We start from the raw sequence: 14,513 nt of genomic DNA, 5'->3' as shown, positions 1-14,513 counted from the left end.
AGTACTCGGGCGATTGATTCATATTTACCTGGATTAATCGATAAAAGTTTGGATAAATGCATAACAAACGGAGGCACACATGAGAAACGTTAAGATTAAAGACCGTTTAGAAAAAATTGTAGAATCATATATTTTGAACCACTCCTTTAAGATGACCATATTTGTTGAGAAAAATGAGCAAGGTAAATTTGATGTGCTTTACGCTAACTCATTGGCGACAAAATACTTTTCGACTGAAATCGAACAATCGGCTGCTTGTTTTTTTGGTGATTTATGGATTCCCATTAAGCGCAGGATGCGGAAATTACAAAATCAATCTGATTTTACAACTGAAATCCAATCGATACGAGGTGGGGCAGGCGTATTATTCGAATTGGATTTTCAACGTCATACCGAAGAGTTTGAACGAGAAATTATCATCATTGAATTGCGTGAACGGCTAGATACCGTAACTGTAAGGAAGTCGCAGTCGGAGTTACAACATAAATATAATTCCGTCATTGAACATAATCTTGACCCAATCATAACCATCGATCAAAACTTTAAAATTATTTACGCGAATCGAGCCGTTCATTTAGGTTTCGGCTATCGATTCAAAGAACTCTCTGGCCGTTCAATTTTGAATCTTTCCGGGGAGGATAACATAAAAGCATTTAAGCTCTTCTTGTCCCGGGCACTTGCAGGGGAATCCATTGAGATGGAAGATTCAACTATTTTTCATAAAAAAGGATATTTATTACCCGCGTATTTGAAGGCAATTCCCGTCTTGATTGATGGAGAGGTAGAAGAAGTTCAACTAATTGTACGGGATACATCTATTCATCAGAAAAATAATGAAAAACTTCTATTCCTGTCATATCATGATCATTTGACGGGTTTGTGGAATCGTCAGGCGATGAAAGAACACTTTACGGAGGATTCTCTAAACGCCTTGCGAAGAGAAACAAGACTGTCTTTCGTTCATTTAGGACTTGATCGATTCAAATTAATAAATGAATCACTTGGCCATAATGGTGCGGACGAAATATTAAAAATGGTTGCGGAACGATTAAAAATAATCTGTCCTGCATCCGCCAGGTTGTATCGTAATGGCAGCGATGAATTTATCGTCTCATTGCAAAATCATTCTGTGCTGAAGACAGAGAAGTTTGCACAACAGTTATTGAATGATTTTGGAAAACCATTTTATCATAATCATCAGGAGTATTTCATTTCTGCATCCATCGGAATTGCTGTTTATCCTGAAGATGGAAAAACACTTGAGAATCTACTAAGGAAGTCGGAACAAGCGCTAACCTTTGTGAAAGATCGTGGCCGCTCGCATTATCGTTTCTATCAAGAAGCGATGAATTCTACCTTCCCGGATGAAGCACTGATGGAATCGCATTTACGCAGGGCGATTGAGTTAAATGAATTGACGATTCACTATCAACCGCAAGTCGATTTGAAAACCGGGCATATTAGTAGTTTCGAAGCGCTTCTTAGATGGAATAATGGAAAATTTGGGTTTGTATCACCGGCGCAATTCATCCCCATTGCTGAAGATTCAGGGCTTATTCATGGAATTGGTGATTGGGTATTAAACCAAGTATGTAAACAGTTGAAAGAGTGGCAGGATAAGCAGTTCAAAGCTGTTAGGATAGCTGTGAATATATCGCCAAAGCAATTTAGAATGGAAAACTTTGTCGATAAATTGAAAGAGAAGATTTCTTACTACGACATCTTACCGTCTTCCCTTGAAGTGGAAATTACGGAGGGAGCATTGACGATAATAGATGAAACTTTAGCAACATTAAATGAACTAAAGAAAATCGGGATTTTCATCTCCGTCGATGATTTTGGAACGGGTTATTCATCACTTAGTTATTTGAAGCAATATCCAATCGATATCATTAAAATCGATCGTTCATTTATAAAAGATATTGAATTTGATGTGAAAAACAAAGCAATAGCGAAGACAATTATTAATCTAGCCCACAGTCTTGGGATGGAAGTAATTGCTGAAGGTGTAGAGAAGGATTTACAAGCTATGATTCTACTTGAAGCTAAATGCCAGAAGGCGCAAGGCTTTTTGTACAGTAAGGCAGTTCCTGTAGAGGAAATTGTAGAAAAGTATTTATGAAGTCAAGTCTCTTGATTAACCATTTTATTATATGAAGCGCCTGTAGGAAATGCATACAAGTTTACACACATGTACATTTCCGGCTCGCTTTGGACGAAATGATCACACCACATTCTTTGAGGAGGAATTGCTATTCATTCCTCCTTGGTCATCCTGTTACGACGATCTATCCGCCGCGTACCTACAGTGTTCAAGTGGAAAATGCAACTATATATTCGGCACTGCTTATTTGGGGTTAACTAGGTGGTGCGCCTCGCCTATAACGGACAAGTCTAGCGACAAAGCGGTGTTAGAAGAACAATCCATTTGTTTAGTGCCGACTATACACTTTGGAAAAATAAAGGAATATCACCTTTAATAAAGCCTTCTATACTTATTTTAGCAAAGACTTTACACAGCAAGAAATCCCGATAATTGTATAGTATTTGTTCGGTCCAAAGCGATCCGATGGTATCTGTACATAGAACGTCTAATGAATAGTAAGTAGTCATATTTGGGTTTACTTTGGTTAATTAAAACATGTGTTATTAAATAATCGTATAAACGGACAACTGAAAAAGTTCGGTGTCCGTTTTTCGTTGTGAGGTTACTTTTGTTCTCGTAACGAACTTGATAACATGTTACAATTATGAGTGAATATTCATTCATTATAAGAGGGGGAATTGTTGTGTTTGAGGGAAAAGTCATAATTGTAACAGGTGGATCGAATGGGATGGGGAAATACATGGCGAAGAAATTTGCCGATGAAGGTGCACAAGTCGTAATTACGGGTAGAGATATAGATAGGTTAAATGTGGCTCAAGAAGAAATTGGGGATCATGCACATCCATTCCAGATGGATGTGAGGAATGTTGAATCAGTTGCAGCGTTAGTCGCTTTCACGGATGAAAAGTTTGGCCGAATTGATGGATTAGTAAATAATGCGGCTGGAAATTTCATCGTTAAAGCAGAAGATTTATCACCAAACGGCTGGAAGTCTGTTATCGATATTGTACTAAATGGCACATTTTATTGCTCCAGCGCAGTTGGAAAGTACTGGATTGAGAAAGGTCAAAAAGGATCGATATTGAATATGCTTGCAACGTATGCATGGGATGCAGGCGCGGGTGTCATTCATTCCGCGGCAGCTAAAGCAGGTGTTATGTCGTTAACTCGAACTTTAGCAGTTGAATGGGGAAGTCAATATGGAATCCGTGTGAATGGTATTGCGCCGGGTCCGATTGAACGTACAGGCGGCGCAGAAAAGTTATGGGAGTCTAATGAAGCAGCTAAGCGCACACTTGAATCGATTCCTTTGGGTCGTCTTGGGAAGCCGGAAGAGATTGCAGAACTGGCGGCATTCATTATGTCAGATAAGGCGTCCTACATGAATGGAGAAATTGTGACGCTCGACGGCGGACAATGGCTTAATAAATCCCCGTTTTAAGGATAAATGTTGTCGTTTTGCACATCCTACTCTCAAAAGGAGAGATAAGTTTGGATGTATGGACAGTTCCATTTATTATCGTTGTTTTGGTCATTTGTATAATCAGCTTTATCGCCGTAAAGAAATGGAACAAGGTGACCGTTGTTGTTGATGGACAGGATGATCAGATTTCGGGTCCGATTGAAGAGCACCCATTTACATTGAATCCGATTATTTGGATTGTCCTTGTAGCTGTATTTTTCATTGGAATTGTCATTTTTTATTACGCTGCCTCTTCTTAACAGAAGGGGTTTTCTTTTTCATTTTCAAGGATAGAAAGTCCTTCTTATGATATGATAGATATGTAGTTTTAAGGTGAAAAGCATAGCTACAGAAGGAGTAGATTTACATGATTTCTATAAACAATAGGGATTTTCTTTTCACACCGATAGCGGATTTTATCATTTCGTCTGAAAAAGTTGCGCATGTTCAGGTTGGAAATAATGCAGAGCACGCCCTCCTTGTACTAACAAAAACAGGTTATTCAGCTATACCGGTCCTTGATGCGAAATATCGTTTAAAAGGGTTGCTCAGTATGGGGATGATTACTGATTCTATTTTGGGACTTGAACGTATTGAATATGAACGTCTTGACGATTTAAAAGTTGATGAAATTATGCAAACTGATTTGCCATCCATAAAAACGACGGATCGATTCCAAAAAGGGCTCGATTTATTAATTGACCATACATTTCTTTGTGTGACGGAAGAAGACGGCACATTTGCAGGCATATTAACACGAAGAGTAATAATGAAACAATTTAAAAGATATATTTACTCGGTTGAATAATTGTTTTGGTTAAATTGTGGGCTCCTAAATGGGGCCCTTTTCTGTTTAAAGGAGAATCTAGACTGTGAAAAATAATAAAATTACGAATCGCCCACTTGTGCTCATTTCTGTCATGTTGGCAATGTTTGTTGGTGCGGTGGAAGCGACGATTGTGACTACAGCAATGCCCTCAATTGCTTCGGACCTTGGTGGTTTTTCAAGATATAGTTGGATTTTTTCTTCTTATTTACTGATGAGTACAGTTACTGTACTCATTTATGGGAAATTGGCGGACTTATTTGGCCGAAAACCAATTTTGTTTATTGGATTGACGATATTTCTTATTGGGTCTATATTATGTGGTTTTGCAGTTTCGATGGAGCAGTTAATTGTATTTAGGTTACTTCAAGGCCTCGGTGCGGGTGCCGTAATGCCAATTGCTACTACGATTGTAGGCGATATATATACGACGGAAGAACGGGCGAAAGTCCAAGGGTATTTATCTAGTGTATGGGGAATTTCAGCTGTATCAGGTCCCGTTATTGGTGGGCTGATTGTTCACTATATGAATTGGAAGTTTGTTTTCTGGGTGAATGTGCCGCTTGGAATACTTGCAATGGTCGGTATCTATCTGTTTCTACATGAACCAAAGCGGGAGAAAAAGGTTTCGATTGATTATAAAGGTGCCTTCCTACTTACGTTATCGTTATCCACTATTTTATACTGGCTTGTTGAAGGTGGTCAGGCATTCGGTCGCTTGTCGTTTTACAGTATCACCCTCGTTATTGTAGGACTCGGGTCGTTAGCGTTATTTGTTAGGGTCGAACGACAAGCAATAGATCCAGTAATGCCATTTGCATTGTGGAAAACCCCCGTTATATTGTATGCGAATCTTGTTTCGTTAACGACAGGGGTCATATTGATTGGAGTTTCCTCTTATTTGCCGACATTCGTTACAGGTGTTATGGAACAGCCGGCGATAATTGCTGGATTCACCCTGACAGCAATGTCTATCGGATGGCCGATTGCATCCTCTGTTGCAGGTCATTTGTTAATCCGCTACGGTACGTTTCATGTATCTTTTGCAGGTGGGTTATCACTCATATTTGGAACAACCTTATTTGTCATGATGGACGCTGGGTCAGGACCTTGGTGGGCTGCGATTGCAAGCTTTTTTGTGGGCGTTGGCATGGGACTGACAAGTACATCGTTCACCGTCACAATCCAAGGGGCGGTTCCAAGAGAGAAGCGAGGATCAGCGACGGCTGCCAATATGTTCATGCGGAATTTCGGGAATACGGTAGGGGCGGCATTATTTGGCGCGATTTTAAATGGCATGTTAATGGCCCGGTTCAAAAAGGATGATTTGAATTATAGTTTAGATGATGTCAATTTACTTCTGACGGATGAAATGAGAAAAACGATACCTGCAACAAAAGTACAGCTGTTACAAAATGCGCTCGATGGCTCGTTGCAATGGGTGTATATTACTGTAGCCATTTTTGCTGTTATCAGCTTGCTCTTTATATTAAAAATTCCACGTGGAAAGGGGTATTTGAATGACAACGACAGAACTTGAAATCATTAAAGCATTAGCAGAAGAAGGGAATATGCGAAAAGCTGCAGAGCGACTTTTTTTATCGCAACCGGCACTTTCTCAGCGGCTACAATCAATTGAAAAGGAATGGGGAACGTTATTGTTCATCCGCTCGCAGAAAGGTCTTGAGCCGACGCCAGCGGGAGAATTGATCATCGGCTATGCACGTGAAGCGATTATAAAACGTGAAGAAACGTTTGAAATGATTGCATCGATGGCGGACAAAGTGCACGGCACATTGAAAATTGCATGTGCATCCATCGTAGGGCAGACGTGGTTGCCTCAAGTATTGAAAGAGTATGTTGAAATGTATCCAGATGCCAAAATATCGCTGATAACGGGATGGAGTTCAGAAATTGTCAAAGCACTATATGAAGGAGAAGCTCATGTTGGAATTGTTCGGGGCCAGGTAGATTGGAAGAGTAAAAAAACGTATTTATTCCGAGACCATCTCTATTTAGTAGACCGTGAAATTACGTCAATCGAAGAATTGAAAGATACGACTCGTCCATTTATTCAATTCAAGAGTGACTCGAATTACCATATGGAAATTCAGCGTTGGTGGCAGCGTCATTTCGACCAAAATCCGGGGCGTCAAATTACAGTCGATCAGATTGAGACTTGTAAGCAACTGGCGTTAAATGGGATTGGTTATGCGATATTACCGTCAATTACGTTGACCGGTGATGAAGATGTCAATAAAATGCCGCTTTTGAACAATGAAGAAGAATTTGAGTTGACCCGAGATACATGGTTAATCGGCTATGAATCTTCGTTTGCACTAAAACAAGTGGATGCATTTACACAAATTGTCCAAAGTCATGCTGAAAGATTACAAAAAGATTACAATTATTGAGAAATAAAGGAACTTTAGGTTGTCTCGTTCGTACTAATAGATGAGAACAATTAGTCTACTGATAGATTTCTATTCAGCATGACAGGAGGAAATTAGTATGTGGAAAAAGTTCGGGGTAGTGTTGGTTTTGTTTGTTGGAATGATTGTCTTCATTCCAGCTGTCAATGCTCTTGCAGCTCCAAATCTGAAAGTGAGTGTTTCGGCAGGCATCGACGGTAAAGCAAAGGAAGGAAAAGGTGCTCCAGTAGTAATTGTGATTGAGAACAGTGGAACTGCATTTAGCGGGGATCTTGTAATCGACGTTCCGAGTTACTTTACGACAGGAAGTGGGGAAGCTATCCCTGTTGATATCGGTGCAGGGGAGACCAAAACGATTTCGCTTGTCATCCCGAGTATGACTGATATGAACAATATGTATGGGGGAATGTCGAACACGAAAACAATTTACCTATACGAGGGCGGATGGGAAAAAGGGAAAGAAGTTGTACATAAAGGAGCACAAACATTAACGACGACCATGTTTTACGATGATTCGAAATTCATCGTAACGTTTACGGATAATCCGGATCGTCTTGGCGCTTTGAAAACTAGCCGAATTTTGAATGCTTCTACTAGCCAAATCATTAGTGCGTCGAAAATGGGTGAACCAAATTTCCCGGAAGAAGCGGCAGGATGGGGAGCGGCTGATTTTATCATCATCGATGAGTATCCGCTTGCCGATTTATCTGAAAAGAAACAGAATGCGTTGATAGGATGGGTTCGTTCAGGAGGCATCTTAGTAATCGGAGGTTCTGATAACGTGAAAGCGGAGACGGGTGTCTTTTCAGATCATTTGCCTTTGACGTTGAAAGCAAGTTCTAAAGCGAATCCTGAAGTTTTGAATAAGTGGGCGGGAACAAAAGGATTTGAAGGCACAATCCCTTCCTATTTAACAGCATTAAATCCGGGTGCATCGTCTCTACTTGAAGATGAAGGAAATGTCCTCGTTGCCTATTCCAAGTTGGGCAGGGGGCAAATCGTCCAAACGGCTTTTTCAGTCGGCGATGACCCAATTGCTAAAATGGTTGGAATGCCGGCGTTCTGGGGGACATTATTCGATGTGACGGGACATTCAAATCAATGGGGACAGAATCCTTATGACAGTCCGAATAATGCAATTGTCCATACGGTAGCTAGCACCAATGAATTGTTTCCTTCATTCAAAGTATCTACGCCATTAATTTTTGGAATAATTATATTTTATATTATTCTTATTATACCAGTGCTTTACTTTATCCTTAAACGGAAAGACAAACGAGAATATGCGTGGTGGATTATTCCATCCATTGCGATACTGGCGTCCATTGCCATATTTGCATACGGAGCGAAAGATCGAATTGGAAGAGCACAAATTCAACATTCCGCAATATTAAATGTTGAACAGGATGGTAGTTTGACAGGGTATTATGTGGAGTCAATCCTAACCAATAAAGCTGGGAACTTTACATTTACTGCACCTGTTGAAACAACGCTTGGTGCTTCGTTGCCAAATAATGATCCTTTCAGGTCTTCTCAAGCGACTATCCATAAACAAGCAATTGTTGAAAAGGACGCAGCAGGTACGACAATGCATCTTCGAAATATTGGCTATTGGAATGTAGGGACAGTGTACGGAGAAACCAGGATCGAAAAGCAAGGGAATTACGAAATCCAATTAAATGTAACGGATAAAAAATTGACGGGTTCAGTGACAAATGGATTTCCGTTTGCATTGAAGGATGTATCGATTTGGTCGGGAACAAAACTGATTCCAATCGGTGATCTTGGACCGGGGGAAACTGCCCAAGTGGATGAAACGCTAAAAACCTCTACGTTGCTTCCGAGAAAATCGATGTTCAATTCGTATATGAATCCTACACCAGTCAATATGGATGATTTAACGAAGATGAGGAAAGATAGCGTTCTCTCATTTGCCGGTGATTATATGAACAAGACTTCGAGTCCAGCCGTAATTGGTTATACAGATACACAGATTGTTCCTATTGAACTTCTTAAAGTAAAACCTTCAGTGTCAGCATTGACGATGCTCGTTCAAACAGCAATGGTAGACGTGACGTTGACTGATGTGTTTACAGTTGAACCAGAGATGATGGAGATGTCGATGCTGTCAGAGGATGGACAGTTTCAGCCTGATTCACAGGGATATGGTACGGATGAATATTACTTTAATGAGGCCGTGTACAATCAAACATGGCAATTACCAGCAGGGTTAATCGGAAAGAACATGAAATGGACATCGCTGGAACTATCGAAAATACAAAAAAAACTATATGATGTCAGCATATTAAATGTGCGATCGGGTCAATACGAGCAGTCAGAGTCTGGGAAATTGGTGAAGACGGAAAATGTAAACAACTATATAACGCCTGATGGAAAAATTGTTGTCCGAATCATTTTTCATGATGAAAAGAATGGTAATCAAGGCCGTGCTCCTATGCTGAAGCTGAATGGGGAGGTGTCGCAATGATAGAGATAAAAGGACTTACAAAGAAGTACGGCCAATTCAAAGCGCTTGATAATTTGAATTTGACGTTGAGTGAAGGAACAGTTTTTGGGTTTGTTGGTGCGAACGGCGCTGGGAAATCGACGACATTCCTCATTCTTGCGACCTTATTACAACCGACTGCGGGGGACGTTTTCATCGACGGAGTGAATATCCGGAAGAATCCGGAGGCAGTTCGTAAAATGATTGGCTATATGCCTGACTTTTTTGGTGTCTACGATCAGCTAAAGGCGGACGAGTACCTGGACTTTTACGGTGCGAGCTATGGCATTCCTGAAGCGGAGCGGCAAAAGCTTATTCCGCAATTGTTGGAACTCGTCAACCTGTCACATAAGCGTCATGCGTACGTAGATCTTTTGTCGCGGGGGATGAAGCAGCGGCTTTGCTTGGCGCGCAGTCTTATCCATGATCCTAAAGTGCTTATTCTTGACGAACCTGCATCTGGACTGGATCCGCGTGCACGTGTTGAGATGAGAGACATTCTAAAAACATTGAAAAAGATGGGCAAGACGATTTTAATTTCATCACATATTTTGCCTGAACTGGCGGAAATGTGTGATGAAATTGGGGTAATTGATAATGGTCGTCTCATCGCACACGGCTCTGTTGCCGAAATTCAAGATAAGCTGCGCGGAGAAAGAGTTATTACAGTCCGTTTGGCTGGATCGCTCGATAGCACAATCGCATTTTTCGAAGAAGATCCGTACGTGTCAAATATCGAACAGTTGGATGCTAATGATGGCGTCAGATTTTCATATAAAGGGACGGAAGAAGACCAGGTCCAATTGTTGAAGCAAGCGATCACGAATAATGTTCCAATCCTTTCATTCATGGAGCACGTGACCAATCTGGAGGATGTGTTCATGGAAATTACGAAAGGAGCCGATTAATATGAAGATGAATTTCAATAATCCGGTTCTCTTTAAAGAATTGAAACTAAGGTTCCGCTCACCAAAAAGTTTCGTTGGTATCCTATTCTACTTGATAGCAATGTGTATTTTTGTTTTTGGTTTCATCTTTGCGACAATGACGATGTCAGGGACGTCTTATTTCAGACCTAGTGAAAGTTTCATCTTGTTTGGGTTGTTAGCATTTATCCAACTAGGACTTGTGTTATTCATCACTCCGGGTTTGACGGCTGGAGCAATTAGTTCGGAAAGGGAAAAACAAACGCTGTCAATTTTATTGACGACATCACAAAGTTCATTTCAAATTATTTCAGGAAAGTTGTCGTCATCAATCGCATTCCTGTTGCTGCTCATTGTGGCGGGATTACCGGTCTATAGTTTAGTATTCCTATTCGGCGGTATCTCTCCATTGGACTTTGTTAAAGTGTTCTTTTTCTTATTTGTAACGCTTCTTGCAATCGGCAGTGTAGGTGTTATGTTCTCCACGCTTATTCGCCGGACGATTGTTTCGATGATTGCAACGTATGGAACAATGCTGTTTCTATCGGTCGTCACTGGGTTCATATTCTTGATTGTTATGCAAATGATAGAGTTCAATCACATGGGAACAGGTACGCCGCCAACTTCAATGCTTGGGCATATTCTGGCGTCAATTAATCCTGCAATCCTCTTCGCATCATTCCTTTCGACAGGAATGGGGGATAGCATTTCGGAAATGACGCAAGTGAAATTTCCGATTTGGATAGGCTATCTTATTTTCTATTTGTCACTAACGGTTATTTCACTATTTATTTCAGTAAAGAAATTGCGTGTTAATATGAAACGTTCAAAATAATAGGGAGGTGGGCGAATGGAAAAGAAATCAGTATTAAAGAAATATGTGCTGGCTACTCTGTACCGGCTACGTTTTGAAAAAGCCATCTATACGGTGCAGACTGGAATGTTTGCTGCCGCCCTTTTCGCGGTCCTTTTAGTTGTCGCTTCTCGACTATTTGTCCTTCCTTATTATGGACGTATCGCGCTTATCGGTGCAGTATTGCTACTCATTGCGACAATCGTTTTCATTATCTACAAAAGATATAACAACGCTGAAGCGGTAAGGCAGCTTGATGAATTTATGCCAGATAATCTTCTTATAACAGCGATGGATATCAAGGTCAATGAAACTCATCTTGCTCCTGCTATTATCATTGCAGCCGAGTCGAAAGTGGCGGTTGCTTTTGAGCAATTTAAAAAAAGGGAGAAACGGTATGTAAATCCAAAGATGCTAGGTGGATTCATTATTATATCTGCTTGTCTTGCCCTATTAATCACGTTTCCCTCTGAAGCGCAGTTAGAAGCGGGAGCGATTGAACAGGAAAAAAAGATTATTGAAGAGATGCAAAAAGATGTGCAGGAATTGATTAAAAAAGAAGAATTACCCGAAGTGAAAAAGGAATTGCAGGAACTCGCTGAAAAGCTTTTGGAAGCGGAAACGTCGGAAGAAGCGTTGAAAGAACTTGTTAAGAAACAGAAGGAATTACGATTAAAAGAACAGCGTCTAGCAGACAAAAAAGAGTTAGCTAAGACATCTGGTGATCCAACCAAATCGTTAAGCGAGGCGGAAGAAAAAGAACTTAGTGAGCTTATGGAACTTACGGATAAACTTGCGCAAAATGCAGGTGAAGCACATAGTGCGTTGAATGAAATCGGTAAAGCACCTGCATTACCCGCCCTTGCAAGCTCAGGGAGTAGCTCTTCAGCAACAGAGGGTGATACTAAAACTGGGACATCAGAAGGTGAAGGCCAAGGGGAAGGTCAAGGCGAAAGTGAAAGTGAAGGCGAGGGCGAAGGGGAAGGTCAAGGTCAAGGCCAAGGTCAAGGTCAAGGTCAAGGTCAAGGTCAAGGTCAAGGTCAAGGTCAAGGTCAAGGTCAAGGTCAAGGTCAAGGTCAAGGTCAAGGTCAAGGTCAAGGTCAAGGTCAAGGTCAAGGTCAAGGTCAAGGTCAAGGCCAAGGTCAAGGTCAAGGTCAAGGTCAAGGCCAAGGTCAAGGTCAAGGTCAAGGCCAAGGTCAAGGTCAAGGACAGGGCCAAGGAGGAACCGGTGCTGGCCAAGGTTCGGGAGGAAGGAGTCTTCTTTCAATCCCGAATGACCGTGTAGGGGAAAAAGGGAATTCGTCCGTTGTTGGAGGGGACCTTGGTGAAGGGAGTTTCATCGAGGAGCGAGAAACAGAAGGTCCAGTTGAAAAAGGAACAATTCGACCTTATAAAGAAGTTGTTGGAGATTATAAAGATTCTTACCTGAAGAGTACGGATAAGATGAAGTTGCCGCCAGATTTGCAGCACATCCTCTCTGATTACTTTTCCTCAATCGAATGAAGACAGAATGGGAGTGTACGTATGCCATTTACACCAGAGCAGTTTGAAGAAATGAGTGGGAAACTAGGATTAGTTAAAGAGGAAATCGGTAAATTCATCGTCGGACAACAGGAAGCGGTCGAGTTTTCTATCTATTCGATTTTGGCAGATGGGCACGCACTATTGGAAGGGTTGCCCGGACTTGGGAAGACAATGCTAATTAGAACGATTTCAGAAGTGCTCGATTTGTCATTTTCACGGATTCAATTTACGCCTGATTTAATGCCGGCCGATATAACGGGGACAAGCATTTTGGAACGAAATGAAGAAGGAATGCAGCGCTTCGCTTTTAAAGAAGGTCCGATTTTTAGCCAGATGGTATTGGCGGATGAAATTAACCGAGCTACTCCGAAAACACAAAGTGCCTTGCTTGAAGCGATGGGCGAAAAAACGGTGACGGTACTTGGAGAGACGAGACAAATGGCACGTCCGTTTTTCGTTCTTGCAACGCAGAATCCGATTGAGATGGAAGGAACTTATCCATTGCCGGAAGCACAGATGGACCGTTTTCTTTGTAAAATAATTTTACCGTATCCAGCGAAATCAGAACTGAAGGAAATTATTCTGCGTACAACGGGACCGCGACTTATCGAAATTCAAAAAGTAATGGATGCGGAAGAAATCGTAATGGCGCAAGAAATGGTCAAAGAAGTTGTTATTGCGGATGAAATGATTAATTACGCGGTCGATTTGGTTTCAGCAACCCACAACAACAACAACAACAACAACGGTTCAACCGATGACTGGGCAAAATATGTTCAGTACGGAAGCGGACCAAGGGGACTTCAGTCAATTATTAGACTCGCCAAAGCGCGTGCGCTTGTGTCAGGTCGTTATCATGTATCCATTGCGGATATTAAAACAGTTGCTAAACCTGCGTTACGTCATCGTATTCTCATCAATTATGAAGGGGAAGCAGAGGGCATTGACGTTGACGGACTGATCGTTAAATTGCTTGAAGAAGTACGTCAAGGAGCATCGGTGCAATGAACGGTGAACTGTTTCCTAATGGGTTAGCGAAAAGGCTTGGTGCATTGTCAATTGTTTCTCGGTCGGGCCGTCTAGGACATCATAAAGGGACGCATCGTTCAAGGAAGACCGGTTCTTCCCTTGATTTCTCTGATTTCAGGGAATACCATCCCGGTGATGATTTGCGCCATATCGACTGGAATGTCTATGCACGAACGGACAAGCCTTACATTAAGCAGTTTCTTGATGAACAAGAGATGCGTATCCATATTTTACTCGATCCGACGAAGTCAATGGGGGCAGATGGAAAGTGGAATTATGCCCGTCAGCTGGCAATTGCGCTCGGGCAATTAGCGCTTAAAAGTGGAGATACACTATCGTTTTCCACGTGGACTGATGAGCAGGATACCTTTTTTAGAAAGAAAGGCGCTGCGCATCGTGCTTCAGTGACGAAATTCATTTCAGCGATTGAGGATCCGGGATCAACAGAAAATTTCACGGACCGAGCACTTGCGTCTATTCCAAAAGCAGTAACGGTGTTGTTCATCCTGACAGATGGACTTGAAGAGGTCGAAAAGTGGGAACATCTTTTCCGCCGTCTGCCAGGAATTTGCGGTGACGTACGTGTTGTAACGATTCATTCGAAAGTGGAAGAAGCTCCAAATTACGAGGGGGATATTCGATTTGTCGACATCGAGAGTGGTGACGGCATCGAAGTGACTATGACGAGGCGTACGGTTCAAGATTACCTGGAAAAGAAATCGGTACATGAAGCACAAATGATAGCGCTTGCCCGCAAATTCGGTATTCAACTTATTCGTGCAGAAGTTGCTGAAGGGGTCATGGAAACCGTAACTAAAAAAATGCGCCATGCAGGATGGGTGCGATAG

12 protein-coding genes are annotated in these 14,513 nt (G+C 41.6%); all 12 read left to right on the top strand.

The window, feature by feature from the left end; all coding sequences use genetic code 11:
* Positions 1-79 precede the first annotated feature (79 nt).
* The 12 genes from ACP8HG_RS11095 (at position 80) to ACP8HG_RS11040 (ending at position 14,513) form a co-directional block, all read left to right on the top strand.
* Positions 80-2,122, top strand: a complete 2,043-nt coding sequence (locus tag ACP8HG_RS11095; RefSeq protein WP_342538816.1) for an EAL domain-containing protein — start codon at positions 80-82, stop codon at positions 2,120-2,122.
* A 667-nt stretch (positions 2,123-2,789) separates the two neighbouring features.
* Positions 2,790-3,548 (top strand): 2,4-dienoyl-CoA reductase, encoded by a 759-nt coding sequence (gene fadH / locus ACP8HG_RS11090; protein WP_067211665.1) that lies wholly within the window; start codon positions 2,790-2,792, stop codon positions 3,546-3,548.
* A 50-nt stretch (positions 3,549-3,598) separates the two neighbouring features.
* Positions 3,599-3,829 carry a hypothetical protein gene (locus tag ACP8HG_RS11085; protein ID WP_067211663.1) on the top strand — a complete coding sequence of 77 codons (231 nt, stop codon included), beginning with the start codon at positions 3,599-3,601 and terminating at the stop codon, positions 3,827-3,829.
* 107 nt (positions 3,830-3,936) lie between these two features.
* Positions 3,937-4,377, top strand: a complete 441-nt coding sequence (gene cbpB, locus ACP8HG_RS11080; RefSeq protein ID WP_187045481.1) for a cyclic-di-AMP-binding protein CbpB — start codon at positions 3,937-3,939, stop codon at positions 4,375-4,377.
* A gap of 112 nt (positions 4,378-4,489) precedes the next feature.
* Positions 4,490-5,935, top strand: coding sequence for an MDR family MFS transporter (locus ACP8HG_RS11075; protein WP_082786834.1), 1,446 nt, complete (start codon positions 4,490-4,492; stop codon positions 5,933-5,935).
* Positions 5,916-6,809: a LysR family transcriptional regulator gene (locus ACP8HG_RS11070; RefSeq protein ID WP_067211655.1), complete on the top strand. Its 894-nt coding sequence runs from the start codon at positions 5,916-5,918 to the stop codon at positions 6,807-6,809. The genes ACP8HG_RS11075 and ACP8HG_RS11070 overlap by 20 nt, the downstream gene beginning before the upstream one ends.
* A gap of 97 nt (positions 6,810-6,906) precedes the next feature.
* Entirely contained in the window at positions 6,907-9,315 is a 2,409-nt protein-coding gene (locus ACP8HG_RS11065; protein ID WP_438298615.1) for a hypothetical protein, read from the top strand.
* Positions 9,312-10,241 (top strand): ABC transporter ATP-binding protein, encoded by a 930-nt coding sequence (locus ACP8HG_RS11060; protein ID WP_067211650.1) that lies wholly within the window; start codon positions 9,312-9,314, stop codon positions 10,239-10,241. The genes ACP8HG_RS11065 and ACP8HG_RS11060 overlap by 4 nt, the downstream gene beginning before the upstream one ends.
* 1 nt (position 10,242) lies before the next feature.
* A complete protein-coding gene (locus tag ACP8HG_RS11055) occupies positions 10,243-11,094 on the top strand; it encodes an ABC transporter permease (RefSeq protein ID WP_067211648.1) in 852 nt (283 codons plus the stop codon).
* A gap of 15 nt (positions 11,095-11,109) precedes the next feature.
* Positions 11,110-12,615, top strand: a complete 1,506-nt coding sequence (locus tag ACP8HG_RS11050) for a hypothetical protein (protein ID WP_438298614.1) — start codon at positions 11,110-11,112, stop codon at positions 12,613-12,615.
* A 21-nt stretch (positions 12,616-12,636) separates the two neighbouring features.
* Complete coding sequence (locus tag ACP8HG_RS11045; RefSeq protein WP_342538813.1) at positions 12,637-13,644, top strand: AAA family ATPase; 1,008 nt, start codon at positions 12,637-12,639, stop codon at positions 13,642-13,644.
* The gene (locus tag ACP8HG_RS11040) at positions 13,641-14,513 is read left to right on the top strand and encodes a DUF58 domain-containing protein (RefSeq protein WP_187045477.1); all 873 of its coding nucleotides are present in this window, start codon (positions 13,641-13,643) and stop codon (positions 14,511-14,513) included. Before ACP8HG_RS11045 ends, ACP8HG_RS11040 begins: the two co-directional genes overlap by 4 nt.

This window comes from Sporosarcina sp. FA15 (assembly GCF_051550195.1).
Lineage (GTDB): Bacteria > Bacillota > Bacilli > Bacillales_A > Planococcaceae > Sporosarcina > Sporosarcina psychrophila.
The sequence above is the reverse complement of the archived record's forward strand: the minus strand, read 5'-3'. Positions and strand labels throughout refer to the sequence as shown.

Bases quoted from the DNA above. Each gene is read 5' to 3' on its own strand.
- ACP8HG_RS11095 (WP_342538816.1), top strand. From the start codon at position 80: ATGAGAAACGTTAAGATTAAAGACCGTTTAGAAAAAATTGTAGAATCA.
- cbpB (WP_187045481.1), top strand. From the start codon at position 3,937: ATGATTTCTATAAACAATAGGGATTTTCTTTTCACACCGATAGCGGAT.
- ACP8HG_RS11075 (WP_082786834.1), top strand. From the start codon at position 4,490: ATGTTGGCAATGTTTGTTGGTGCGGTGGAAGCGACGATTGTGACTACA.
- ACP8HG_RS11070 (WP_067211655.1), top strand. From the start codon at position 5,916: ATGACAACGACAGAACTTGAAATCATTAAAGCATTAGCAGAAGAAGGG.
- ACP8HG_RS11065 (WP_438298615.1), top strand. From the start codon at position 6,907: ATGTGGAAAAAGTTCGGGGTAGTGTTGGTTTTGTTTGTTGGAATGATT.
- ACP8HG_RS11060 (WP_067211650.1), top strand. From the start codon at position 9,312: ATGATAGAGATAAAAGGACTTACAAAGAAGTACGGCCAATTCAAAGCG.
- ACP8HG_RS11055 (WP_067211648.1), top strand. From the start codon at position 10,243: ATGAAGATGAATTTCAATAATCCGGTTCTCTTTAAAGAATTGAAACTA.
- ACP8HG_RS11050 (WP_438298614.1), top strand. From the start codon at position 11,110: ATGGAAAAGAAATCAGTATTAAAGAAATATGTGCTGGCTACTCTGTAC.
- ACP8HG_RS11045 (WP_342538813.1), top strand. From the start codon at position 12,637: ATGCCATTTACACCAGAGCAGTTTGAAGAAATGAGTGGGAAACTAGGA.
- ACP8HG_RS11040 (WP_187045477.1), top strand. From the start codon at position 13,641: ATGAACGGTGAACTGTTTCCTAATGGGTTAGCGAAAAGGCTTGGTGCA.